This is a genomic window from Croceibacter atlanticus HTCC2559 (genome assembly GCF_000196315.1).
Taxonomy (GTDB): Bacteria; Bacteroidota; Bacteroidia; order Flavobacteriales; family Flavobacteriaceae; genus Croceibacter; species Croceibacter atlanticus.
In genome coordinates, this window is record NC_014230.1 from 1,302,429 (window position 1) to 1,327,345 (window position 24,917).

The 24,917-nt window shown below is 35.1% G+C and carries 33 protein-coding genes; 29 read left to right on the top strand and 4 right to left on the bottom strand.

Translation table 11 applies throughout. From position 1 onward, the window contains the following. Positions 1-2 precede the first annotated feature (2 nt). From rpsC to eno, 24 genes are all read left to right on the top strand, one after another. Positions 3-713: a 30S ribosomal protein S3 gene (gene rpsC / locus CA2559_RS05775; RefSeq protein ID WP_013186911.1), complete on the top strand. Its 711-nt coding sequence runs from the start codon at positions 3-5 to the stop codon at positions 711-713. 20 nt (positions 714-733) lie between these two features. After that, positions 734-1,159 carry a 50S ribosomal protein L16 gene (gene rplP / locus CA2559_RS05780; RefSeq protein WP_013186912.1) on the top strand — a complete coding sequence of 142 codons (426 nt, stop codon included), beginning with the start codon at positions 734-736 and terminating at the stop codon, positions 1,157-1,159. Positions 1,160-1,171: 12 nt separating this feature from the next. After that, positions 1,172-1,366 carry a 50S ribosomal protein L29 gene (gene rpmC, locus CA2559_RS05785; RefSeq protein ID WP_041241133.1) on the top strand — a complete coding sequence of 65 codons (195 nt, stop codon included), beginning with the start codon at positions 1,172-1,174 and terminating at the stop codon, positions 1,364-1,366. Between the two features lie 11 nt (positions 1,367-1,377). Further along, entirely contained in the window at positions 1,378-1,635 is a 258-nt protein-coding gene (gene rpsQ / locus CA2559_RS05790; RefSeq protein WP_041241134.1) for a 30S ribosomal protein S17, read from the top strand. Beyond that, positions 1,635-2,003, top strand: coding sequence for a 50S ribosomal protein L14 (gene rplN / locus CA2559_RS05795; RefSeq protein WP_013186915.1), 369 nt, complete (start codon positions 1,635-1,637; stop codon positions 2,001-2,003). The genes rpsQ and rplN overlap by 1 nt, the downstream gene beginning before the upstream one ends. Positions 2,004-2,015: 12 nt before the next feature. Continuing rightward, positions 2,016-2,330, top strand: a complete 315-nt coding sequence (gene rplX / locus CA2559_RS05800) for a 50S ribosomal protein L24 (protein WP_013186916.1) — start codon at positions 2,016-2,018, stop codon at positions 2,328-2,330. Positions 2,331-2,332: 2 nt separating this feature from the next. Then, positions 2,333-2,884: a 50S ribosomal protein L5 gene (gene rplE, locus CA2559_RS05805; protein WP_013186917.1), complete on the top strand. Its 552-nt coding sequence runs from the start codon at positions 2,333-2,335 to the stop codon at positions 2,882-2,884. A 2-nt stretch (positions 2,885-2,886) separates the two neighbouring features. Next, positions 2,887-3,156 (top strand): 30S ribosomal protein S14, encoded by a 270-nt coding sequence (gene rpsN / locus CA2559_RS05810; protein WP_013186918.1) that lies wholly within the window; start codon positions 2,887-2,889, stop codon positions 3,154-3,156. Positions 3,157-3,233: 77 nt separating this feature from the next. Continuing rightward, the gene (rpsH, locus tag CA2559_RS05815; RefSeq protein WP_013186919.1) at positions 3,234-3,632 is read left to right on the top strand and encodes a 30S ribosomal protein S8; all 399 of its coding nucleotides are present in this window, start codon (positions 3,234-3,236) and stop codon (positions 3,630-3,632) included. A gap of 29 nt (positions 3,633-3,661) precedes the next feature. Continuing rightward, positions 3,662-4,204: a 50S ribosomal protein L6 gene (rplF, locus tag CA2559_RS05820; protein ID WP_013186920.1), complete on the top strand. Its 543-nt coding sequence runs from the start codon at positions 3,662-3,664 to the stop codon at positions 4,202-4,204. A gap of 12 nt (positions 4,205-4,216) precedes the next feature. Next, positions 4,217-4,570 carry a 50S ribosomal protein L18 gene (gene rplR, locus CA2559_RS05825; RefSeq protein WP_013186921.1) on the top strand — a complete coding sequence of 118 codons (354 nt, stop codon included), beginning with the start codon at positions 4,217-4,219 and terminating at the stop codon, positions 4,568-4,570. A gap of 3 nt (positions 4,571-4,573) precedes the next feature. Continuing rightward, positions 4,574-5,098: a 30S ribosomal protein S5 gene (gene rpsE / locus CA2559_RS05830; RefSeq protein ID WP_013186922.1), complete on the top strand. Its 525-nt coding sequence runs from the start codon at positions 4,574-4,576 to the stop codon at positions 5,096-5,098. A gap of 12 nt (positions 5,099-5,110) precedes the next feature. After that, the gene (gene rpmD, locus CA2559_RS05835; RefSeq protein ID WP_013186923.1) at positions 5,111-5,290 is read left to right on the top strand and encodes a 50S ribosomal protein L30; all 180 of its coding nucleotides are present in this window, start codon (positions 5,111-5,113) and stop codon (positions 5,288-5,290) included. A 10-nt stretch (positions 5,291-5,300) separates the two neighbouring features. Next, a complete protein-coding gene (gene rplO / locus CA2559_RS05840) occupies positions 5,301-5,753 on the top strand; it encodes a 50S ribosomal protein L15 (protein ID WP_013186924.1) in 453 nt (150 codons plus the stop codon). A gap of 12 nt (positions 5,754-5,765) precedes the next feature. Continuing rightward, positions 5,766-7,109, top strand: a complete 1,344-nt coding sequence (gene secY / locus CA2559_RS05845; protein ID WP_013186925.1) for a preprotein translocase subunit SecY — start codon at positions 5,766-5,768, stop codon at positions 7,107-7,109. Between the two features lie 3 nt (positions 7,110-7,112). Beyond that, positions 7,113-7,328 carry a translation initiation factor IF-1 gene (gene infA / locus CA2559_RS05850; protein WP_013186926.1) on the top strand — a complete coding sequence of 72 codons (216 nt, stop codon included), beginning with the start codon at positions 7,113-7,115 and terminating at the stop codon, positions 7,326-7,328. A 9-nt stretch (positions 7,329-7,337) separates the two neighbouring features. Continuing rightward, complete coding sequence (gene ykgO, locus CA2559_RS13675; protein WP_010519235.1) at positions 7,338-7,454, top strand: type B 50S ribosomal protein L36; 117 nt, start codon at positions 7,338-7,340, stop codon at positions 7,452-7,454. Between the two features lie 2 nt (positions 7,455-7,456). Continuing rightward, positions 7,457-7,831: a 30S ribosomal protein S13 gene (rpsM, locus tag CA2559_RS05855; protein WP_013186927.1), complete on the top strand. Its 375-nt coding sequence runs from the start codon at positions 7,457-7,459 to the stop codon at positions 7,829-7,831. A 9-nt stretch (positions 7,832-7,840) separates the two neighbouring features. Continuing rightward, complete coding sequence (rpsK, locus tag CA2559_RS05860) at positions 7,841-8,254, top strand: 30S ribosomal protein S11 (RefSeq protein WP_013186928.1); 414 nt, start codon at positions 7,841-7,843, stop codon at positions 8,252-8,254. 85 nt (positions 8,255-8,339) lie between these two features. Then, positions 8,340-8,945, top strand: a complete 606-nt coding sequence (gene rpsD, locus CA2559_RS05865; RefSeq protein ID WP_013186929.1) for a 30S ribosomal protein S4 — start codon at positions 8,340-8,342, stop codon at positions 8,943-8,945. A gap of 95 nt (positions 8,946-9,040) precedes the next feature. Beyond that, complete coding sequence (locus CA2559_RS05870) at positions 9,041-10,033, top strand: DNA-directed RNA polymerase subunit alpha (protein WP_041240931.1); 993 nt, start codon at positions 9,041-9,043, stop codon at positions 10,031-10,033. Positions 10,034-10,098: 65 nt separating this feature from the next. Further along, positions 10,099-10,569: a 50S ribosomal protein L17 gene (gene rplQ, locus CA2559_RS05875; RefSeq protein WP_013186931.1), complete on the top strand. Its 471-nt coding sequence runs from the start codon at positions 10,099-10,101 to the stop codon at positions 10,567-10,569. A gap of 137 nt (positions 10,570-10,706) precedes the next feature. Next, positions 10,707-11,828, top strand: coding sequence for a glutamine-hydrolyzing carbamoyl-phosphate synthase small subunit (gene carA / locus CA2559_RS05880; RefSeq protein WP_013186932.1), 1,122 nt, complete (start codon positions 10,707-10,709; stop codon positions 11,826-11,828). An 89-nt stretch (positions 11,829-11,917) separates the two neighbouring features. Next, the gene (eno, locus tag CA2559_RS05885) at positions 11,918-13,204 is read left to right on the top strand and encodes a phosphopyruvate hydratase (protein ID WP_013186933.1); all 1,287 of its coding nucleotides are present in this window, start codon (positions 11,918-11,920) and stop codon (positions 13,202-13,204) included. Between the two features lie 94 nt (positions 13,205-13,298). Here the strand turns inward: eno and CA2559_RS05890 are convergent, their stop codons facing one another. Both CA2559_RS05890 and CA2559_RS05895 read right to left on the bottom strand, forming a co-directional pair. Further along, positions 13,299-14,030 (bottom strand): T9SS type A sorting domain-containing protein, encoded by a 732-nt coding sequence (locus tag CA2559_RS05890; protein WP_013186934.1) that lies wholly within the window; start codon positions 14,028-14,030, stop codon positions 13,299-13,301. A 3-nt stretch (positions 14,031-14,033) separates the two neighbouring features. Beyond that, a complete protein-coding gene (locus tag CA2559_RS05895; protein ID WP_148232784.1) occupies positions 14,034-16,697 on the bottom strand; it encodes a S8 family serine peptidase in 2,664 nt (887 codons plus the stop codon). Positions 16,698-17,617: 920 nt separating this feature from the next. Here CA2559_RS05895 and CA2559_RS05900 point away from each other — a divergent pair. The 3 genes from CA2559_RS05900 (at position 17,618) to ctlX (ending at position 20,843) form a co-directional block, all read left to right on the top strand. Next, complete coding sequence (locus CA2559_RS05900; protein ID WP_013186936.1) at positions 17,618-18,904, top strand: citrate synthase; 1,287 nt, start codon at positions 17,618-17,620, stop codon at positions 18,902-18,904. Between the two features lie 84 nt (positions 18,905-18,988). Then, positions 18,989-19,903, top strand: a complete 915-nt coding sequence (locus CA2559_RS05905) for a dimethylarginine dimethylaminohydrolase family protein (RefSeq protein ID WP_013186937.1) — start codon at positions 18,989-18,991, stop codon at positions 19,901-19,903. A gap of 10 nt (positions 19,904-19,913) precedes the next feature. Continuing rightward, positions 19,914-20,843, top strand: a complete 930-nt coding sequence (gene ctlX / locus CA2559_RS05910; RefSeq protein ID WP_013186938.1) for a citrulline utilization hydrolase CtlX — start codon at positions 19,914-19,916, stop codon at positions 20,841-20,843. Position 20,844: 1 nt separating this feature from the next. Here ctlX and CA2559_RS05915 read toward each other — a convergent pair whose 3' ends face one another. Continuing rightward, a complete protein-coding gene (locus tag CA2559_RS05915; protein ID WP_013186939.1) occupies positions 20,845-22,266 on the bottom strand; it encodes an SDR family oxidoreductase in 1,422 nt (473 codons plus the stop codon). Between the two features lie 71 nt (positions 22,267-22,337). Between CA2559_RS05915 and CA2559_RS05920 the strand changes: the two genes are divergently transcribed. Next, a complete protein-coding gene (locus CA2559_RS05920; RefSeq protein ID WP_013186940.1) occupies positions 22,338-22,541 on the top strand; it encodes an LPXTG cell wall anchor domain-containing protein in 204 nt (67 codons plus the stop codon). Here the strand turns inward: CA2559_RS05920 and CA2559_RS05925 are convergent, their stop codons facing one another. After that, on the bottom strand, positions 22,542-22,973 hold the full coding sequence (locus tag CA2559_RS05925; protein WP_013186941.1) for a hypothetical protein: 432 nt from the start codon (positions 22,971-22,973) through the stop codon (positions 22,542-22,544). Positions 22,974-23,132: 159 nt separating this feature from the next. On the opposite strand from CA2559_RS05925, the gene argS reads away from it, so the two are divergent. Further along, positions 23,133-24,911 carry an arginine--tRNA ligase gene (gene argS, locus CA2559_RS05930; RefSeq protein WP_013186942.1) on the top strand — a complete coding sequence of 593 codons (1,779 nt, stop codon included), beginning with the start codon at positions 23,133-23,135 and terminating at the stop codon, positions 24,909-24,911. Positions 24,912-24,917: the final 6 nt, after the last annotated feature.

The following is a 24,917-nucleotide window of genomic DNA, read 5'->3' on the forward strand; positions in this document are numbered from 1 at the left end:
ATATGGGACAGAAAACAAATCCAATCGGTAATAGACTTGGTATCATTAGAGGTTGGGAATCCAACTGGTACGGAGGAAATGACTACGGTGATAAACTTGCCGAAGACGATAAGATTAGAAAGTACATCCATGCACGTCTTTCTAAAGCTAGTGTGTCAAGAGTAATTATTGAGCGTACGCTTAAACTTGTAACCGTTACTATCACTACTGCTAGACCTGGTATTATTATCGGTAAAGGTGGTCAAGAGGTAGACAAGTTAAAAGAAGAGCTTAAGAAATTAACTGGTAAAGAAGTACAGATTAATATCTTTGAGATTAAAAGACCTGAGTTAGATGCTCATCTTGTTGGAGCTAGTGTTGCTAGACAAGTTGAAAACAGAATCTCTTACCGTCGTGCAATCAAGATGGCTATTGCGGCTGCAATGCGAATGAATGCAGAAGGTATTAAGATCCAGATTGCAGGACGTCTTAACGGAGCTGAAATGGCACGTGTAGAGTCTTATAAAGAAGGACGTATTCCTTTATCTACTTTTAGAGCCGATATTGACTATGCTTTAGTTGAAGCTCAAACTACTTATGGTAAGTTGGGTATTAAAGTATGGATCATGAAAGGTGAAGTTTACGGAAAGAGAGAGCTTTCTCCATTAGTAGGCCTTGAAAAGCAAGGTGGTAAATCTGGTGGTCAAAGAGGAAAATCTCGTCGTAGAAAATAATTATTTTAAAGTAAAGAGCAATGTTACAGCCTAAAAGAACAAAATACCGCAAGCAGCAAAAGGGTCGTATGAAGGGCTTAGCCCAAAGAGGACACAGATTGTCAAGTGGTACATTTGGATTAAAGTCTTTAGACTCAAGCTTCATCACAGCTAGACAGATTGAGGCGGCACGTATTGCAGCTACTCGTTATATGAAAAGAGAAGGTTCTATCTGGATTATGATATTCCCAGATAAGCCAATAACTAAAAAACCTCTTGAAGTACGTATGGGTAAAGGTAAAGGTGCAGTTGAATATTGGGCAGCAGTAGTAAAACCTGGTAGAATCATGTTTGAACTTGGTGGTGTTAATATGGAAACAGCAAAAGAGGCATTACGTCTTGCTGCACAGAAACTTCCAGTAAGAACAAAGTTTATTGTCTCTAGAGATTACGATTATAAAGACTAAGTTATGAGCGTTATGAAACAACCACAAGTAAGAGAAGCTTCAACAGAAGAGCTACAAGAAGAACTTGTAAAGTCTAAGAAAGCATATTCAGAATTAAGAATGGCGCATAGCCTTTCTCCTCTGGAAAACCCTATGCAGTTAAGAAGTATGAGAAAGTCTATTGCAAGAATTGCAACAGAGTTAACAAAAAGAGAACTAAACGCTTAATTCTGATGGAAATGGAAAAAAGAAATTTAAGAAAAGAGCGTGTTGGTGTTGTTACAAGTAATAAGATGCAGAAATCTATAGTGGTTTCTGAAATTAAGAAAGTAAAACACCCTATGTACGGAAAATTCGTTTTAAAAACGAAAAAGTATGTAGCGCACGACGAAACAAACGATTGCAACGAAGGTGATACTGTAAGAATTATGGAAACTCGCCCAATGAGCAAATCGAAATGTTGGAGATTAGTAGAAATCATTGAAAGAGCTAAATAATGTTACAACAAGAATCTAGATTAAGAGTAGCAGACAATACAGGAGCAAAAGAAGTTTTGACTATCCGTGTATTGGGAGGTACCAAACGCAGATATGCGTCTGTAGGAGATAAAATTGTTGTCAGTGTAAAAGAGGCAACACCAAACGGTGGAATTAAAAAAGGTGCCGTTTCTACAGCAGTAGTTGTACGTACTAAGAAAGAAGTTCGTAGACCAGACGGTTCATATATCCGTTTTGATGACAATGCATGTGTATTGTTGAATCCTACTGGTGAGATGAGAGGAACACGTGTCTTTGGACCTGTTGCTAGAGAACTTCGTGATAAGCAGTTCATGAAAATTGTATCACTAGCGCCAGAGGTGCTGTAATTGAAACAAAAGATGGCAACAAAGTTGAAAATAAAAGTAGGAGACACTGTAAGAGTAATTGCTGGTGCAAGCAAAGGACAGGAAGGAAAAATCCAGAAAGTTCTTGTTGAAAAAAACAAAGCAATTGTTGAAGGTGTTAACCTTGTAAAGAAACACGAGAAGCCTAGTGCATCTAGTCCTCAAGGTGGTATCAAAGAAAAAGAAGCAGCTATTCATATCTCTAATCTGTCATTAATAGACGGTAATGGAAAAACTACACGTGTAGGATATAGAATGGAAGATGGTAAAAAAGTAAGGTTTGCAAAAACCACAAACGACACTATTTAGTTATGAGTTACGTACCGAGACTAAAAACAGAATATAATGAGCGCGTTATCGCTGCTCTTAAGGAAGAGTTTAGCTATGGCAATATCATGGAAGTGCCAAAACTTACTAAGATAGTTGTAAGTAGAGGTGTTGGTGGAGCAGTAGCTGACAAAAAGTTAATTGATCATGCAATTGATGAATTAACTGCAATAACTGGTCAAAAAGCAGTATCTACTATATCTAAAAAGGATGTCGCTAACTTTAAACTACGTAAGGGAATGCCTATTGGTGTTAAAGTTACGTTGAGAGGTGAGCGTATGTATGAATTTTTAGACCGTTTTATAACTTCTGCACTTCCACGTGTTAGAGATTTTAACGGAATTAAAGCTACAGGTTTTGATGGTAGAGGTAACTACAATTTAGGAGTTACAGAGCAGATTATTTTTCCAGAAATAGATATTGATAAGGTAAATAAAATTGCAGGTATGGATATTACATTCGTTACAACTGCAAATACAGACAAAGAAGCAAAATCATTGTTAGTAGAATTAGGTTTACCTTTTAAAAAGAATTAATTATGGCTAAAGAATCAATGAAAGCACGCGAAAGAAAGCGTGAAAAGATGGTAGAAAAGTATGCAGAAAAGCGCAAGGCTCTTAAAGAAGCTGGAGATTATGATGCATTACAAAAATTACCTAAAGATGCCTCACCTGTTCGTTTACACAATCGTTGTAAAATTACAGGAAGACCTAAGGGTTATATGAGACAATTTGGTCTTTCACGTGTAATGTTTCGTGAAATGGCAAATAAAGGTTTAATTCCAGGTGTTAAAAAAGCATCTTGGTAATTCCTGCAAAAGCAGAAAAATTATATAAATTGGTGGAAGGTTCTATTTAAGAAAACCATCACCGCAATTTCATACAGATGAATACAGACGTAATCGCAGATTACCTTACAAGAATTAGAAATGCAAATGCTGCAAACCATCGTGTTGTAGAAATTCCTGCATCTAATCTTAAGAAAGAAATTACAAAAATTCTTTTTGATCAAGGTTTTATCCTTAGTTATAAGTTTGAAGATACAACTGCTCAAGGTAGTATTAAGATAGCTTTAAAATATGACAAGGTTACTAAAGAACCAGTTATTAAAAAGATTCAAAGAATTAGTAAACCAGGTTTACGTAAGTACGCAGGTTCACAAGAAGTTCCTAGAATCCTTAACGGATTAGGAGTTGCTATTGTCTCTACATCTCATGGTGTAATGACAGACAAACAAGCTCGTAAGGAGAATGTTGGTGGTGAAGTACTTTGCTACGTATACTAAGTTAATAATACCAATTAAAAGGTAAAACAATGTCAAGAATAGGTAACAGTCCAGTGACGATCCCAGATGGCGTAACCGTTAGCTTAAATGATAACGTAATTACAGTTAAAGGAAAGTTAGGCGAGCTCCATCAAGAGATTAAGGATATCAATGTAAAAGTTGAGGATAACGAAGTTATCTTGGAGCGTCCTTCAGAATTAAAAGACCATAAATCTAAACACGGTTTATATCGTGCTTTAATTCAGAATATGGTTGAAGGTGTATCACAAGGGTTCACTAAAAAATTAGAATTGGTTGGTGTAGGTTATAGAGCCTCAAACCAAGGTCAAAAGCTTGATTTAGCAATTGGTTTCTCTCACAATATTGTGTTAGACCTTGCTCCAGAAATTAAAGTTGAGACAGTATCTGAGAAAGGTAAAAACCCAATAGTGATTTTAACATCTTTCGACAAACAATTAGTAGGACAAGTTGCGGCTAAGATCCGTGCGTTCCGTAAGCCAGAACCTTATAAAGGAAAAGGTATTAAGTTTGTAGGAGAACAAATAAGAAGAAAAGCAGGTAAGTCTGCATAATTATTCAGTATTATGGCATTTTCAAGAGAAACAAGAAGACTTAGAATTAGAAGAAGAATACGCAAAAATTTAAGCGGTACACCTAGCCGTCCAAGATTAGCAGTATTTAGAAGCAATAAAGAAATTTACGCTCAAATTATTGATGATGTAAATGAAACTACTTTAGCTTCAGCTTCTTCTAGAGATAAAGAAGTTAACGCAGAAGGCACCGGTATGGAGGTTGCTGCTGCAGTAGGAAAAGCAATTGCAGAGAAAGCTACAAAAGCTGGTATCGAAGCAGTTGCATTTGATAGAGGTGGTTACTTATACCACGGTAGAGTTAAATCATTAGCAGACGGTGCACGCGAAGCCGGACTTAAATTCTAAATTATGTATCAGAAGTATAAAAATGTAGAGCTTGTTAAACCAAGCGGATTAGAGTTAAAAGATCGTTTAGTAGGCGTACAACGTGTAACTAAAGTTACTAAAGGTGGTAGAGCATTCGGTTTTTCTGCAATTGTAGTTGTAGGAGATGAATCTGGTGTTGTAGGACAAGGTTTAGGAAAATCTAAAGAAGTTTCTGAAGCTATTTCTAAAGCAGTAGAAGATGCAAAGAAAAACTTAGTACGTATTCCTCTTAATAAAGGAACACTACCACACGAGCAAAAGGGTAAATATGGTGGAGCTAGAGTATTGCTTATGCCTGCAGCAACCGGTACAGGAGTAATTGCTGGTGGTGCAATACGTGCAGTATTAGAAGCAGTTGGTGTACATGATGTATTATCAAAGAACCAAGGTTCATCAAACCCACATAACGTGGTAAAAGCAACTTTTGATGCATTATTACAATTACGTAGTGCAGATACAATTGCAAAACAACGTGGTGTCTCTTTAGACAAAGTATTTAACGGATAATTCTTAGGAACAATGGGAAAGATTAAAGTAACCAAAGTAAGAAGCGACATTAAAAGACCAAAAGACCAAAAGCTTACATTAAGAGCATTGGGTCTTAGAAGAATAGGTCAAGTAGTCGAGCACGAGGATACACCAAACATCCTTGGAATGGTAAATAAAGTGTCTCACTTAGTTTCTGTAGAAGAAGCATAACACATTACAAATGGAATTACACAAACTAAGACCTGCAGAAGGGTCAGTTAAAAATAAAGCTAAGCGCAAAGGTCGTGGTCAAGGTACCGGTAAAGGTGGTACTTCAACTCGTGGTCATAAAGGTGCAAAGTCACGTTCAGGATACTCTAAAAAAGTTGGTTTTGAAGGTGGACAAATGCCATTACAGCGTCGTGTTCCTAAGTTTGGTTTTACAAACAGAAACCGAGTGGAATACAAAGGAATTAATCTAGATACACTTCAAGAGTATGTTGATTCAGGTCGCATTACAGATGAAGTAACTTTAGATGTTCTTGTTGAGAATCGTTTGGCAAATAGAAAAGATCTAGTAAAAATTATGGGTCGTGGTGAATTAAAAACAGCATTAAAAATATCTGTTCACAAATTCACGAAGACAGCTAAAGATGCTATCGAAAAAGCTGGCGGAGAAGCTACAACCTTATAATATATACACCTTATGAAATTTATCCAAACTTTAAAAAATATCTGGAAGATTGAGGAACTTAAAAACAGAATCCTTGTAACACTTGGTTTGTTATTAGTTTACCGTTTTGGTGCTCAAGTTGTTTTACCAGGTATTGATGCTGATCAACTTGGTCAGTTTTCTGGAAATTTTGCAGGTGGCGGTATTGGAGGCCTTTTAGATGCTTTTACTGGAGGTGCATTTTCTAATGCTTCAATTTTTGCATTAGGTATTATGCCTTACATTTCAGCATCTATTGTTGTACAGTTAATGGGTATTGCTATACCTTACTTACAAAAGCTTCAAAAGGATGGAGAAAGCGGAAGACGTAAAATTAATCAAATTACAAGATGGTTAACAATTGCAATATGTTTGGTGCAAGCACCAGGTTATTTAGCAAGTTTACCAGCATTAGGTGTGCCAACAGAAGCCTTTGTATTAGGATTAACATTCCAATTTTACTTTACATCTGTTATTATCTTAGTTACAGGAACAATATTTGCAATGTGGCTAGGTGAAAAAATTACAGATAAGGGTATAGGAAATGGTATATCATTATTAATTATGGTTGGTATTATTGCTACTCTACCACAAGCATTTGCACAAGAATGGGTGTCTAGAGTAAATCAATCTAACGGTGGTCTAATAATGATCCTTATAGAGCTAGTAATTTGGTTCTTTATCATATTTGCTTCAGTAATGTTAGTAATGGCTGTGCGACAAATTCAAGTACAATATGCTAGAAGAACACAATCTGGAGGATATGAAAAAGATGTTTTTGGTTCACGCCAATTTATACCACTAAAATTAAATGCATCTGGTGTAATGCCTATCATTTTTGCTCAAGCAATTATGTTTATACCAGCAGCAGTAGCAGGATTATCAGAGTCTGAAACGTCTCAAGGTGTTGCAGCAGCATTTAGTGATATCTTCGGATTTTGGTATAATTTAGTATTTGCGTTATTAATCATTGTATTTACGTACTTTTACACCGCAATTACAGTACCTACTAATAAGATTGCAGATGATTTAAAGAGAAGTGGAGGTTTCATACCAGGAATAAGACCTGGAACAGAAACTTCTGAATACTTAGACAAGATTATGTCTCAAATTACACTTCCAGGATCTATTTTCCTTGCACTAATTGCTATTTTTCCAGCAATTGTAGGAGGATTATTAGGTATTCAACAAGGTTGGGCATTGTTCTTTGGAGGAACATCACTATTAATTATGGTTGGTGTTGCAATAGATACAATGCAGCAAATAAACTCGTACTTGTTGAACAGGCATTATGACGGGTTAATGAAAACAGGTAAGAATAGAAAAGCAGTAGCATAAATTATGGCAAAACAACCGCCGATAGAACAAGACGGAACAATAATAGAAGCACTTTCGAACGCGATGTTTCGTGTAGAGTTAGAAAATGAGCATGTGGTAACGGCTCATATATCTGGAAAGATGCGTATGCACTACATAAAATTATTACCAGGAGATAAAGTAAAATTAGAAATGAGCCCTTACGATTTAACAAAGGCTCGTATAACTTATAGATACTAAACATTCATTATGAAAGTTAGAGCATCCATTAAAAAGAGAAGTGCCGACTGCAAAATTGTACGCAGAAAAGGCAGATTGTACGTGATTAACAAAAAGAATCCTAGATTCAAACAAAGACAAGGATAATTATGGCAAGAATTGCAGGTGTTGATATACCAAAACAAAAGCGAGGAGTTATAGCATTAACCTATATCTTCGGAATTGGCAGAAGTAGAGCCCAAGAAGTTCTTAAGAATGCTAATGTAAGTGAAGACAAAAAAGTATCAGACTGGAATGATGAGGAAATCAGTAGAATTCGTCAGCAGGTAGGTCAGTTCACTATTGAAGGTGAATTACGTACAGAAGTGTCTTTAAGCATTAAGCGTTTAATGGATATTGGTTGTTATCGTGGTATTCGCCACAGAAGTGGTTTACCATTACGTGGTCAGCGTACTAAGAACAACTCTCGTACTCGTAAAGGAAAACGTAAAACTGTTGCTAACAAGAAGAAGGCAACTAAATAATAAGTAGTAATGGCAAAACAAGTAAAAGGTAAAGCTGGTGCAGCTAAAGCCAAAGCTAGAAAACGTAAAGTTGCTGTTGAAGCATTTGGAGAAGCACATATCTCTGCATCTTTCAACAACATTATCGTTTCTTTAACCAATAAGAAAGGTGATGTAATCTCTTGGTCTTCTGCAGGTAAGATGGGCTTTAGAGGATCTAAGAAAAACACTCCTTACGCTGCTCAATTAGCAGCAGAAGATGCAAGTGGTGTTGCTCATGAAGCTGGTTTACGTAAAGTAAAAGTATATGTGAAAGGTCCTGGAAATGGTAGAGAATCTGCTATCCGTTCTATTCACAATGCAGGAATTGAAGTAACAGAAATTATTGATGTTACTCCAATGCCTCACAATGGTTGTCGTCCACCAAAAAGACGTCGAGTTTAATAAATATCAATAGTAAAAGACCTAAGACTGTCGAAGGATTAACTTTAGACCTTAATTCATAGTCTCTTTTACACAAACTTTAGAAATGGCAAGATATACTGGTCCAAAAACTAAGATAGCTCGTAAATTTGGCGAAGCTATTTTCGGAGAAGATAAATCTTTTGAAAAAAGAAATTATCCTCCAGGTCAACACGGTAATAACCGTCGTCGTGGCAAAAAATCTGAGTACGCTATACAATTAGCAGAAAAGCAAAAAGCAAAATATACTTACGGTATATTAGAGCGTCAATTTAGAGGATTATTTAAGAAAGCAACAGCTGCAACAGGTATTACTGGTGAGGTGTTGTTACAACTTTGTGAGTCTCGTCTAGATAACGTTGTTTACCGTATGGGAATTTCTCCTTCTCGTCCAGGTGCTAGACAATTAGTATCACACAGACACATAACTGTAAATGGTGAGTTAGTAAATATTCCTTCTTACCAACTTAAAGCTGGTGATGTTGTAGGTGTAAGAGAGAAATCTAAATCTTTAGATGCTATCCAATCATCTTTATCAAACAACTCTACTGTTTACGAATGGATAACTTGGAATAACGAAAAGAAAGAAGGTACTTACGTAAGTGTGCCAGGAAGAGTTCAGATTCCAGAGAACATTAATGAGCAATTCATCGTCGAATTATACTCTAAATAATATTTAATCCATTGGTATTGGGCCAAAGGGTTTTTAAGTATTCTTCAAACTTTTAAACCGCGCAACCTAATAACAATTAAAACGAAGACACAAAAATGGCAATATTAAATTTTCAGAAGCCCGATAAAGTAATCATGATTGATTCAACCGATTTCGAAGGTAAATTCGAATTTCGTCCGTTGGAGCCTGGTTATGGTTTAACAGTAGGTAATGCACTAAGACGTGTATTATTATCTTCTTTAGAAGGTTTCGCAATTTCTTCTGTACGTGTTGAAGGTGTAGATCATGAATTTTCTACAATTTCAGGTGTTGTTGAAGATGTAACTGAAATCATATTAAATTTAAAACAAGTACGTTTTAAAAGACAAATTGACGAAGTAGACAATGAAACTGTAACTATGAATATTTCTGGTCAAGAGCAGTTAACTGCTGGTGATTTTCAGAAATTCATTTCAGGATTCCAAGTATTGAATCCAGATATGGTAATTTGTAATATGGACAAAAAAGTGAACCTTAATATAGAAATTACTATAGAAAAAGGACGCGGATATGTACCAGCAGAAGAAAACAAGAAAAGTAACGCACCAATAGGTACAATTTTCACAGATTCTATCTTTACACCTATAAAAAATGTAAAGTATAGTATTGAAAACTACCGTGTTGAGCAAAAGACAGATTACGAAAAGTTAGTTTTTGAAATCCAAACAGATGGTTCAATCCATCCTAAAGATGCTTTAACTGAAGCTGCTAAGACTTTAATACATCACTTTATGTTATTTAGTGATGAGCGCATCACCTTAGAGGCAGATGAGATTGCTCAAACTGAAACTTATGATGAAGAGTCTTTACATATGCGTCAGTTATTAAAGACTAAGTTAGTAGATATGGATCTTTCTGTACGTGCACTTAATTGCCTTAAAGCTGCAGAAGTAGATTCATTAGGAGACTTAGTTTCTTATAATAAGAACGATTTAATGAAGTTTAGAAACTTCGGTAAAAAGTCTTTAACAGAATTAGAAGAACTTGTAAACAACAAGGGACTTAATTTTGGAATGGATCTTTCAAAATATAAATTAGATAAAGATTAGTAATACATCATATTTTGCTCCTTTAAAAATAAGTTGCAGCAAGATGATGATTTAAACAACCTGTCATGAGACACAGAAAAAAAGGAAATCACTTAGGACGTAAAACAGCTCATAGAAAAGCTATGTTAGCTAATATGGCTTGTTCCCTAATTGAGCACAAAAGAATAAATACAACTGTTGCTAAAGCTAAAGCTTTAAAAATGTTTGTAGAGCCTTTAGTAACAAAATCTAAGGAAGATACTACCCACAGCCGTCGTTTAGTATTTAGTAAATTGCGTAATAAATATGCAGTAACTGAATTATTTAGAGACGTAGCACCAAAAGTAGGAGATCGTCCAGGTGGTTATACACGTATTATTAAGCTTGGAAACAGACTTGGTGATAACGCTGATATGGCAATGATTGAGTTGGTTGACTTTAATGAGCTTTATACTGCTGGTAAACCAGAAAAGAAAACTCGTAGAAGTCGTCGTGGTGGAGGTAGCAAAACTGCTGCAGCTGCAACAGAAACTAAAGCAAACAAAGAAGAAGAGTAATAATGACTCGACACTTAGTTATATAGGAAAAAAGGATAAGTTGAAAAACTTGTCCTTTTTTTTTGACTCATATTTAAAACAAACCCAAAACAATATTTGGTTTTTATATTTTTGCAAAACTTTAATGAAAACATACTATGAGATATCAAGATCATAAACCCGCATTAATTTTATTGGCAGATGGCACCATTTTTCATGGTAAATCTGTAGGAAACGTAGAAGGCACCACTTTTGGCGAAGTGTGCTTTAATACTGGTATGACTGGTTACCAAGAAATCTTTACAGACCCATCTTATTTTGGTCAGATTATGGTAACTACCAATGCTCATATTGGTAACTACGGTACTTTTTCTGATGATGTAGAAAGTGACGATATTAAAATTGCTGGCTTAGTTTGCCGTAATTTTAGTTATAATTTTTCAAGACAACGTAGTGATATGTCTCTTGAGCAGTTTTTAAAAGAAAACAACTTATTATCTATCTCGAACGTAGACACTCGTGCTCTTGTTGCATACATAAGAGATAATGGCGCTATGAATGCTGTAATTTCAACACGTGTAAATGAAATAGACGCTCTTAAAAAAGAATTGGCAGAAGTTCCTACAATGGCTGGTTTAGAGCTTGCATCTAAGGTGTCTACTAAAGAGCCGTATTTTATTGGAGAGAAAGATGCAAAATATAAAATCGCTGCTTTAGACATTGGAGTAAAGAAAAACATACTTAGAAACTTAGCTAAAAGAGATTGTTACGTTAAGGTTTTTCCATACAATTCTACATACGAGGAGATGAGTAAATTTAATCCAGACGGATATTTCTTGTCTAATGGACCTGGAGATCCAGAACCATTAAAAGATGCCATAATTTTAGCTAAGATAATTATTGAAAAGAACAAACCTTTGTTTGGTATTTGTTTAGGGCATCAAGTTATAGGATTGGCAATTGGAGTTTCAACCTATAAAATGCATAATGGTCATCGTGGAATAAATCATCCTATTAAAAACCTTACTTCGGGTAAAGGAGAAATTACATCTCAAAACCATGGGTTCGCGATTAATATTGAGGAAGCAGAAAATCATCCAGATATCGAAGTTACTCATCGCCATCTCAATGATAATACTATTGCAGGCTTAAAACATAAATCTAAAAACTGCTTTTCTGTACAATACCATCCAGAAGCAAGTCCAGGTCCAAATGACGCGACATATTTGTTTGATGATTTTATTACATTAATAGAAAATTCAAAACCAGTAACTGCTTAAGGCGAAAACGTTATAGGTTAAAGCCTATAAAAAATAGTTATTTTAAAGATCCTTTTCTGTAATTTTCAGAAAAATAGAACCTATAAATTATGAGTATAATAATTGATATTAGAGCAAGACAAATATTTGATTCAAGAGGAAACCCAACGGTAGAGGTAGATGTTATTACAGAAAACGGTGTGCTTGGCCGTGCAGCAGTTCCTTCAGGAGCTTCAACTGGAGAGCACGAAGCGGTAGAGTTACGTGATGGTGGTAAAGCATATATGGGTAAAGGCGTGCAAAAAGCTGTTGATAACGTAAACTCAATCATTGCTCAAGAGTTAATGGGTGTTTCTGTTTTTGAGCAGGAATATATCGATAAACAAATGTGTGAGATAGATGGTACAGCTAACAAATCTAAGCTAGGAGCTAATGCTATTTTAGGAGTATCATTGGCTGTTGCAAAAGCTGCCGCAAATGAATTAAACTTACCATTGTATAGATATGTTGGTGGCGTAGCTGCTAAAACACTGCCAGTACCAATGATGAATATCATAAATGGCGGCTCACATAGTGATGCACCAATTGCTTTTCAAGAATTTATGGTAATGCCTGTTAAAGCAAAAAACTTTACGCATGCAATGCAAATGGGTTCTGAAATATTTCATAACCTTAAAAAAGTACTTCACGAAAGAAATTTAAGCACGGCAGTAGGAGATGAAGGAGGTTTTGCGCCAACTTTAGATGGTACAGAAGATGCTTTAGACAGTATTAAGCTAGCTGTTGAAAATGCAGGGTACACTTTTGGTGATGAGATTATGATTGCATTAGACTGTGCGGCAGCAGAGTTTTATGTAGATGGTAAATACGATTATAAAAAATTTGAAGGCGAATCTGGAGTTACAAGAACCTCAGAAGAACAAGCTCAATATTTAGCAGACCTTACCAAAAAATATCCAATTATTTCTATTGAAGATGGTATGGATGAAAACGATTGGAATGGTTGGAAATCTTTAACTGAGAAAGTAGGCGATAATGTACAATTAGTAGGAGACGATTTATTTGTGACTAATGTTGAAAGACTTTCTAGAGGTATAAAAGAAGGTATCGCCAACTCAATTCTTATTAAAGTAAACCAAATAGGAACATTGTCTGAAACTATTGCGGCAATCAATATGGCGCAGAATGCAGGTTATACTTGTGTAATGTCTCATAGATCTGGAGAAACAGAAGATAATACTATTGCAGACTTAGCTGTAGCGCTAAACTGTGGTCAAATTAAAACAGGATCTGCATCTCGTAGTGACCGTATGGCTAAGTACAATCAATTACTTCGTATTGAAGAAGAATTGGGTGATACGGCTTATTTTCCAGGCCGCTTGGCGTTTAAAATTTAGTGCAAATACGACGATTGAGCGTGTTATAATGACACAATAGAAAAAGGCTTTCCGTAAGTATGAGGAAAGCCTTTTTTTTAGCTAAAGAAAGGCTTTAGCGTTTTACTAATTTTATAACTTCACGATGACCTTCCGTGTTATTTACATCTACAAGATATAGTCCTGATGGTAATGAGGATACATCTATTATTTCATTCTTGGAAATATTGTCCTTTTGCAAGATCCGTTTTCCTTTAATATTATATATAGTCAAACTAGAAATTGAAGACGGCATCTCATTTATAATGTGAAACACATCTTCCGCAGGATTAGGAAATATGGTAATTTGTTGTCCTGCATTATCCTCAACTCCAAGTGCTGCACTGTTATAAAAGGCCTGATCGCCGTTCTCGTTGGTGATAGTGAGCATCATTGTGCCATCATCTCCAGTAACAATGTTATAAGAAAATGTATTATTGGAGGTATCGTTATGTGTAAGCCAAAAATCATTGTAGTACATACCTTCATAATTTTGATTATCTTCATTAAAACATTGATTAGTAGAGCCTCCCCAGCTTCCTATCGTTGTGAATTCCGAGCTTGTTGAAGAAAATTCATATACGACACTTATAAATGAACAAAACACAACAACTAACTCACTGACTTCTGAATCATAAAATTCAATTTGAGAATCTGAACCCTCACCATTCTCAAAAGGAGGATAATAATTTAAATTATCGAGTGTTATATGATCTAAAGTCCATTCTTTGTCAAGAAGCTGCGAGTCTTGGGCTTGAGCATAATATAAAGTAGTTAGTAAAAAAAATAATATGATTAAGGTTTTCATAACTTATAGTTTTGAAAGATTTAATGAGTCTTGAATTTCGCCATCACACACTAGTATTATACTGTAAATCCCCGAACTCAAATTAGAAATATCTAAAAGTCTACTGGTTTGAGTGGTATCGAGTATATAGTTGTGATGTTGTCCTGTTGCAGTATTAACTACTGATAGGTAAGCAGAACTTGCCTCATCGACTTTATATTGCACTGTAACTAGGTTGTTTGCAGGATTGGGTATTAGACTTTCGAGATAAAAAGGATTAACAGTAATGTCTACATGGTCATAATCTTTAAATCCGTTGAGGTTTGAAATCACTTCTAATTTATAGGTTGAAGTGAATTCGGGATTAACCAATACATTTTCACCAGAATAGAGGAGTGTATTATTTTGGTCATACCAATTGAAAGTGACATCCTCATTTATGGGTGTAGCACTAAGTACTATAAACTCATCCTTTTTTATATCTTGATCTTCACCGGCATTCGCCCTAAAACTACTGCTGGTTTTTTTGTTTATAATGTATTCTTCACCACCAATAAGAGAACCTGTAGTTGCATCCTGTTGCAAAACACTTAATGCAAATTTATCCTTTGATGTAGATTGGTTAGTAAAAAAGTTGAAGGAAACGTATAACGTCCCAATTTCTCCAGCGTCTAATATAATGTTGCCTAGTTTAGAATTGTTGGTGGTGAGAATTTTCTTATAATCATCTTTGGTAGATTTTAGTTGCGATTGGCTTTTTCCACCATCTTGCCAAGCATTATATAAGGTGGTGTCCATTTCTAAACCTACTTCTGCTTCTTCATAAATAGCTTTCCCTTTTTCGTTGGCATCTTTAACAAAAACGAGATCAAATGATTGTTGTTGATTACTGTAATTACCCACAGCGACTACACCACCATAATTAGAACTATTTTCAACGACATCTACAACAGTAGTGTTTTTCCATACAATATTATTGTTGTTCCACACATTCAAGACAATATTGTCGTTTTCAGGGGTAGTCATAGGGTCGTTAGGCGTATCTATGCGAGCCAAAAGGCAAAAATGCCAGGGATTGGGGTTGATATTTTCATAATCTTCGGGATTAGGCACTAGCCATTCAAAAGTCAATATGGCTTCCTGCCCAATATCTAAAGGTGGAATGTTAACTGTTCCAATCTGGTCACCCATAAGAATATCTTCTCCTGTAATAGGATCTGTCATTGTTAAACTGCCATCCCAATGGTCTGGCCAAGATAAAGCTGTGTTGGCTTTAGCCCAATAGAGCTTTAAGGGATCTGATCCTGTAGAGCTATCGCAACTGCTATTGGTTACTCTTACGTAAACGTAATTGGGGTTGTTAGAGTCATATTCAGGATTCTGATGCTCCTTTACTAATAATCCATCATCTTGATTGCGTACCCATATATCCTTGCTTCGGTATGGTTGTGTTGTTAAGGTGTCGGGTTCTTCAAAATTGTCGAGTTGAGAATTTTGCATTGCAAGATCGAGTCCGCTTTCAGGGTTGGTTAAACATTGCGCTTTTAAAACAGCAGCATAGGCATTGATGCGACCTGTTCCTAATTCGCCAATATAGGGTTGATTTAAATCTATGTCATATATGTTATCTGTCGTAGATTCAATAATATCTTTAACTTGTGTTGCTGTGAAATTTGGATTAATGGAGAAAATTAATCCAGCCAGTGCTGAAGCAAGTGGCGTTGATGACGACGTACCGATACCTGCAGTATATCCAGTTTGATTGTTGGATGTTTCCGTGGCAGATAGCACGTAAATACCAGGAGCTGAAACATTGACTTTGTCATTGTGCGTATGAGATGCAAAATTGTTAGGGTTGTCAGGTAGCTGCCTATGAACGTCAATCCAAGATTTAGTTTGGCCAGGAATATTGTCCTGTAAAGTGCCTATAGAAAATCTATGGCCAACGCCTGTAACAGAAATCGCATCATCATAGGAGCCAGGATATCCATAACCATTGCCGTCTGAATCGCAACCCTTTACAGTACCATCTCCCTGAACACCATTGCCTGCACTTGCTACAACTAAAATGTCTTTTGTACGGACATAATCCATAACATCGTCCAGATAAGTTTTGACAGGAGAGCCTTCGCAAATACGCCAACTACAGTTAATTACTCTTACACCAGGATAATCTGCCAATTCTTCCAAACCCGAAACTAGATTGTTACCTCCACCTCCACAGGTAGCAGTTACTAACTTTAAATCTCTACCAAGACTTGATAGTCCTTCATTGTTATCGGTATTTGCTGCTATGATGCTCGCTACAGCTGTTCCGTGAGAAAAATTACTTGGCACGACTTCAATATTGTTAACTATTTGCCCGGTCAAATCGGGATGATTTAACTCGTAGGATGAGTCTACTACTCCTACCAAAATGTTCGAATCACCAGTTGTAATTGCCCAAGCTAATGGCGCATTAATTAATTCTAAAGAAGCATTATTGCCGCCATAAAGTAAGTCTTCGTAATCATTTGGTATCGAAATTTGTGTGTTGTTAACTGCTGTTGTAGTGCTAGTTAATATATTATTATCATCATCTATCTCTTTAAAGTAAGTGATTCCTGTGTTATTAACAAAGTCAGTCACTAAAGTATCATCTTTTATAGATATTATATATACTTTTTTAAGTCGAGGAAGTGAAGTCATTGGAAATGCTTTTTCTATAGAATAGAAAGGTTTCGAATTTAGGAAATCAAAAATAGGATGTGTTTGATTTGTAACTAGTTTTATGGTTTGGTCGGGTTGTATAACTATTTGGCTCCCATCGAGTAAATCCACGCCAATGCCAGAAGCTAGTTCTAAATAAAAGCTTTTATATTCTTGCGATAACAGGGTTGTGCTTAGGCTAAGCAAAACAATGAGAAAGAAAAACTTAATTTTAGTGTGCTTGTGTGCTTGTGTGCTTGTGTGCTTGTGTAAAGTATTTCATATAGTGATAAATTTTATGGTTGGTTTAATAAAAATTAATTATATATGATTTAACAGGGCCTTATTCTTACTGTTTTATTTCTAAAGAATAAATAAAATCTTTAGTAATTATAGTTTAAACATTTAAATTCAATCAATTCATTAACAGTATTTTAACTTAAAAAATTGAATTTTTTTAGGCTTAGGTCTCGTAGTTAATATAAAGTGTGAATTCAAATTTTTATAAATGGCTTTTTTTATTCGATGTTGTAATGGCATTTTAAATATTATAAGTAGCTGTATTAAAGGTTGTTAATCAGCTTATGTAGGTTTAGACATATATTGTACTGGAGACCTCGAATTGAAGTTTGGTGATATGGGTTCTTTTTCCAAAAGCATCTATTTTCGATAGCATTATTACTGAAAATATATGTTTTATATGAGTCTATATATTATTAGTTTTTCAATAATTGAAAATCATTCTAACATCGGGATTAAGTAATGTAACAAGGGTTTTTATAAGAGTATGATAATACAGATCTAAATGTTTATGATAATTTTATTAAAAAACCATGTTTTCAAGATATGGTTTAATGGTTTCTTAACAGTAGATTTCGTAACTTAGCGAATTCAGAAAAACAATAAAATTTAGAAGAAGAATGTCCAAGAATGCGACTTTAGAATACGAAGGAAAAAAGTACGAATTCCCAGTAATTACGGGAACAGAAAACGAATCTGCCATAGACATTAAGACCTTAAGAGGTGTTACAGGTGGCTTAACTACAATAGATCCAGGTTACAAAAATACAGGCTCTTGTGAAAGTGCAATTACATTTTTAAATGGTGAAGAAGGAATTCTTCGTTACAGAGGATACTCTATTGAAGATTTAGCTGAAAAAGCAAGTTTTTTAGAAACAGCTTACCTGTTAATTTTTGGAGAACTTCCTACTAAAGAACAATTCGAAAAGTTTCATACAGATATTAAATCTCACTCTCACGTAGATGAGGATATTAAGAAAATATTAGACGGTTTTCCAAAGTCTGCACACCCAATGGGCGTGTTGTCTTCACTTACAAATGCATTAATTGCATTTAATCCATCTTCAGTTAATGTAGATTCTGAAGAGGAAATGTATAACGCAATAGTGAAGATTTTAGGTAAATTTCCAGTACTTACAGCTTGGGCCTACAGAAAACGAGTTGGTAAGCCATTAGATTATGGTGATGACTCTTTAGGGTATGTAGAGAATTTCTTAAAGATGATGTTTAAGAAACCTAATGGAGAATATAATGCGTCTTCTACAGTAGTTGAAGCGTTAGATAAATTATTAATACTACACGCAGATCACGAGCAAAACTGCTCTACATCTACTGTACGTATAGTAGGTTCTTCTCATGCAGGATTATTTGCTTCTATTTCAGCAGGAATTAATGCGCTTTGGGGGCCACTTCACGGTGGTGCTAACCAAGCTGTAATCGAAATGCTTGAGGCTATTAAAGAAGATGGTGGCGATACTCATAAGTTCATGGAGAAAGCTAAAGACAAGGAAGATCCTTTTCGTCTTATGGGCTTTGGGCATAGAGTTTATAAAAACTTCGACCCAAGAGCTAAGATTATCAAGAAATCTGCAGATGATGTATTAGGTGCTTTAGGAATTGAGGATCCTGTATTAGATATAGCTAAAGGTTTAGAAAAAGAAGCTTTAGAAGATAGTTACTTTGTAGACCGTAAATTATATCCTAACGTAGACTTTTACTCTGGTATTATTTACAGAGCATTAGGAATACCTACTGAAATGTTTACTGCAATGTTTGCTTTAGGACGTTTACCAGGTTGGATAGCGCAATGGCGTGAAATGCGTTTGCGTAAAGAGCCAATAGGAAGACCAAGACAGGTATACATTGGTGAAAACCATAGAGAGTTTAAGGCTGTAAATGAGCGTTAATTAGTTCTCAAAAAAAATCATATAGCGTGTTGTTTTTTTAACGGCACGCTTTTTCATTTAATTATATTTGCAAAAAATTTATCTATGCTTAAACTACATGTTACAAATGAAACCTCTCGGTTAAGAGCAGTTGTATTAGGAAGAGCTAAAAGTAATGGACCTGCGCCAACACTTGAGGAAGCTTATGATCCTAAATCTAAACTACATATAAAGGCAGGCACTTACCCTAAGGTAGAAGATATGGTAGAGGAGATGAGTGCTGTAGCAAGCGTATTTGAGAAATACGATGTAAAGGTTTATCGTCCTACAGTGATAACAGATTACAATCAAATATTTTCTCGAGACATTGCATTTGTAATTGATGATAAAATGGTAAAAGCTAATATCTTACCAGATAGGGCTAAAGAAATTGAAGCTATTGAGCATGTATGGTCTCAGGTACCAAAAGAAAATAGAATAACACTTCCTGAAGATGCTCATGTCGAAGGCGGTGATGTTATGTTGTATGATGATTATATATTTATAGGAACATATAGAGGAGAAGACTATCCTAATTATATCACAGCGCGTACAAACATGAAAGCTGTTAAGGCACTAACAGAGTTATTTCCTAATAAAACAGTAAAATCGTTTAACCTAAGAAAATCTAACACCATTCCTCAAGATAATGCCCTGCATTTAGATTGTTGCTTTCAGCCAGTAGGAAAGGGAAAAGCGATTATTCATAAAAATGGGTTTTTAGAAGCAGAAGAATATGAATGGTTGGTAAATTTCTTCGGAAAAGACAATATTTTTGAAATAACCAAAGATGAAATGTTTCATATGTACAGCAACATTTTCAGCATTTCAGAAGATGTGGTTATTTCAGAAAAAAACTTTACAAGATTAAATACGTGGCTAAGGGCACAAGGAATTACTGTTGAAGAAGTGCCCTATGCAGAAATAGCAAAACAAGAAGGTTTATTGCGTTGTAGTACAATGCCGTTGATAAGAGATTAAATAAAAGACTATGTCACAAATTACCAATACAATATTAATGATTCGTCCTGTTCAATTTAGAATGAATGAGGAAACTGCAGTAAACAATTACTTTCAGGAAAGCTTAGACATTAAGAATGCTGAAATAAATAAAAAAGCTCAAGACGAGTTTGATGCTTTTGCAGAAAAATTAAGAGCTGTAGGTGTAAATGTTATTGTTGAAGATGATAAATTAGAGTTAGATACACCAGATTCAATTTTTCCTAACAATTGGGTGTCATTTCATAAAAACGGAGATGTTGCACTTTACCCAATGTTTGCTGAAAATAGACGTAGAGAACGTCGCGAAGATATTATTGCGCGATTAGAGTCTGAAGGGTTTAAGATTAACAATATTGTAGACTATACTTCTGCAGAAGACGAAGCGCTTTACTTAGAAGGTACAGGAAGCCTATTAATAGATCGTGTTAATGAGAAAGTATACTGTGCTCTTTCAGATAGAGCAGATGAAAATTTAGTAATAGAGTTTTGTGAAGATTTTGAATTATTTCCAGTAATATTTACTGCTAACCAAACTGTAGATGGTGAGCGAAAAGCAATTTACCATACCAACGTAATGATGTGTCTTGCTGAAAACTTTTCAGTAATATGTTTAGATACTATTGATGATAAGAAGGAGCGTAAAAATGTGTTAGATCACTTAAGAAAAGACGGTAAAGAAGTCATTGCTATTTCAGAAGCTCAAATGCATCAGTTTGCTGGTAATATGTTACAAGTACAAGGTAAGGATGCTAAGTACTTAGTAATGAGTAAAGCTGCTCATGATAGTTTAAATGCAGATCAAATTTCAAAAATAGAAGCTCACTGCCAAATTTTAAGTAGCGACTTAACAACAATAGAAACGTGTGGTGGTGGAAGTGCGCGTTGTATGATGGCAGAAGTATTCTTGCCTCAAGCTTAATTTACCTCACAATCTTATTCAGCATATTTTTGAAGATAAAAAAATGAAAAGGTAACATAGCATACCAATATAATCTGCCCCAAAGGCCTTTTGGTCTAAATGTCGCAGTTTGGTGTACTATGTTATTTTCATCTATACAGAATTCTAGCCAAGCTTCTCCAGGTATTTTCATTTCGGCAAATAGTAATAAACGTTTCTCGTCTTTATCTGCAAAAAGTACTCGCCAAAAATCTAACGAGTCACCAGTAAATATTTGAGTGTCGTGAGTACGTCCACGCCTTAAGCCAACACCTCCAAAAAGCTTGTCAATATATCCTCTTACTTTCCAAAGCCAATTGCCGTAATACCAACCCGTTTTTCCACCAATAGACCAAATGCGTTCTAAAGCTCTTTCTGGATGATCTGTTTCTTGTTGCTGGGCATCCTTAAGGCAACCGTATTTAGGAACCTGTACATATTTATTTAAGCTTTTAGAAAATCTACCGCTAATCATAGAGTCTTTCCAGCTAGAAACAACCTGATTTTGTTCAATCTTTTCAAAAGCAAGGCGTATGGCTTCTTTGTAATTTATAGGCTGTATATCTAATAGTTCCTGTAATCTTGTGTCTTTAGTAATAACTTCTATTTTCATACTATCTACTAGGTTTAAAGCTAGTTTATAAGATGTAGAGGTGACAAAGTATAGCCAATATGATGATAGTTTTGGAGATAAAAACGGTGTGTCTATAATAGTAAGGCTAAGTCCTCTTACTTCTGTGTATTGTTTCATCATGGTTTTGTAAGTCAACACATCTGGACCGCCAATATCAAAAGAATCATTATAGCATTTAGTATTGCCTAAAACACCAGTTAAAAATGAAAGTACATCTCTAATAGCAATAGGTTGCGTTTTAGTTTTTACCCAACTAGGTGTTACCATTAGAGGAAGTTTTTCACATAAATCTCTTATAATCTCAAACGAAGAACTACCTGAGCCAACAATAATTGCAGCTCTCAAAACAGTTAGGTTAAAATCACCTTTATATAATGTATTTTCAACCTGTTTTCTAGACTCTAGGTGTTTGGATAAGTTTTCCTCATTAACAATTCCACTTAAATAAATTACTTGCGTAACATTTGCGTAAGCCATATATGCATTAAAATGCTCTGCAGATTTAGCTTCTTGTTCATCAAAATCTGAGGTAGAGGCAGACATAGAGTGTATTAAATAGTAGGCAGCATCAAAATTTTGTGGAAATTCTGACGTGTTAACCTCTTCTAAAAAATCTACTTCTACAATCTTAATTTGTTTAAGCGTCTCTTTATCAACAGACAACCTGCTTTTGTCTCTTACGGCACACGTAATATCATGTCCTTTTTCTAATAGTAGAGGTAGCAATCGCATACCAATGTAGCCGTTGGCGCCTGTTAATAATATTTTCATAGTGATAATTTTAAAAGAAGTTACACAATAAATACGTATCTTGGTATAAAACAATACCTAAGATTTTTATAATGAATAATACGCTTAAATTTGTGCTTTTAATTGCTGGAGTCGTTTTAATAGGATACGGTTTATATACAGCCATAACTCCAGAAGTTTCTTTAGATGCTGGTCCATTGCAAGTTCAGGCACAAGGAGATAATACACAATCTTATGCTATGATTGGCTTAGGTATTTTAGCACTAATTGGTGGTATTGCATTTAGAAAACGCTAACTATAAATCGTCTATCTGTGAAGGTAGGTGATCTGCTTTGTAGTTAATGACTTTCTTAATAAACTTATGGGTGCTTTTGTCGTCCTTCTTGGCTCTAATTTTTATAAAATGTTTGTCGCAGTATAAACTGTATTCTTCTGCTTTGCCTTTGTAAATCTTAAGTTTCCAATACGGTATAATTAAGCCGTAAGATTCTAACAAGCTTCTAAATCCAATAATAATACCGTTAGGTCTCATCTCTATATTACATGCATTATTGTATTTGTCTAATATGAGTAAATTGTGAATTTCAATGCTGGTCGCTGTAATCCATAGTTTAGAAGAACCTATACCGTTCATTTTAAAGCGTTGTGATAATGTAAATGTTTTACCAATAGCGGCTTCAATTTCCTTTTTAATCTTAGGATTGTTATACGAAATGTTTCTTAGCATAGTCTCGTAAAGATAATTAGTAACACGTTAATTATGATGAAACAAATTTTAAAGTTGAACTAAAGTTTCTATTATCTACCAATTCTTAAAATCTGTTTAAGCTTTATATTTTCAACCTTCTGAAAATACTATCTTTGCAAACGGAAAAACCCTAAGTAAATGACACTTCAAGAGACTTTAAACCTTCACGTTACAAACGCAGTATCATCTTTATATGATGCAAGATTAGAATCAGTTGAATTTCAGGCTACCAGAAAGGAGTTTGAAGGTGATATTACTGTTGTGGTGTTTCCTATGTTACGTGTTGTAAAAGGCAATCCTGTCCAAATTGGTAATCAAATTGGAGACTATTTAGTTGAACACGTTGAAGAGGTTTCGGCATTTAATGTTGTAAAAGGGTTTTTAAATATTGTAATATCAGATTTATATTACAATGCTGCTTTTCAAGAGATACTTTCAGAAAAACATTTTGGATTTAAGAAAGCTGAAGGAGATGCTGTAATGGTAGAGTATTCTTCACCTAATACAAATAAACCACTTCATTTAGGGCACATAAGAAATAATCTGTTAGGATATTCTGTGTCTGAAATATTAAAAGCTTCTGGTAAGAACGTTTATAAAACTCAAATTATAAACGATCGTGGCATACACATTTGTAAAAGTATGTTGGCTTGGCAGAAATTTGGTAAAGGAGAAACGCCAGAAAGTACAGGCCTTAAGGGAGACAAGCTAGTTGGAAATTATTATGTGAGGTTCGATAAAGAATATAAGAAACAAGTAGCTGAGATTGTAGCATCTGGCACTGAAGAAAAAGAAGCAAAAACACAAGCACCGTTGTTGTTGGAAGCACAAGCTATGCTTAAACAGTGGGAAGCAGGAGATGAAGATGTAGTAAATCTTTGGAAAATGATGAACGGTTGGGTGTACAAAGGCTTCGAGGAAACCTATACTAATTTAGGTGTAGATTTTGACACGTATTATTATGAAAGTGACACTTACCTTTTAGGTAAAGATATTATAGAAACAGGCCTAGAGAAAGGTGTGTTTTTTAAGAAAGAAGATGGTTCTGTATGGTGTGACCTTACGGAAGATGGTTTGGATGAAAAGCTTGTATTACGAAGTGATGGTACTGCAGTTTATATGACTCAAGACTTGGGAACAGCAGTACAGCGTGTTAAAGATTACCCAGATGTAGGAGGTATGATTTATACAGTAGGTAATGAGCAAGATTATCACTTTAAGGTTCTCTTTTTAATCTTACAGAAATTAGGATATTCTTGGGCAGAGTATCTGTACCACCTAAGCTATGGTATGGTCGATTTGCCTAGCGGAAAGATGAAATCTCGTGAAGGTACTGTTGTAGATGCAGATGATCTTATGGTAGATATGACGCAAACTGCTAAAACCTTATCTGAAGATTTAGGAAAGCTAGATGGTTACTCTGCAGAAGAAAAAGAAGAACTTTATAAAACAATAGGCTTAGGTGCATTAAAATATTACATCTTAAAGGTAGATCCTAAAAAACGAATTTTATTTAACCCAGAAGAATCAGTCGATTTTCAAGGTAATACAGGTCCGTTTATACAATACACCTATGCCAGAATACAATCTATCCTAAGAAAATCTAAGTTAGATACAAACGCTCCAGTAGCAGAAACACCTAAGAGCTTACACCCAAAGGAAAAGGAGTTGTTAAAAATAATGTTACAATTCCCTGAAGTTATTCAGCAGGCGGCGCAACAACACAGTCCTGCATTAATTGCAAATTACACTTACGATTTGGTTAAAGAGTTTAATTCCTTCTATCAAAATGTTACAATTTTAGGAACAGATGATGAGGTGCTAAAAACCTTTAGGGTAGCATTGTCTTTTAAAGTTTCTGAACTAATTAAAGATGCTTTTAGCTTATTGGGAATACAGGTTCCTGTAAGAATGTAGTCTCCT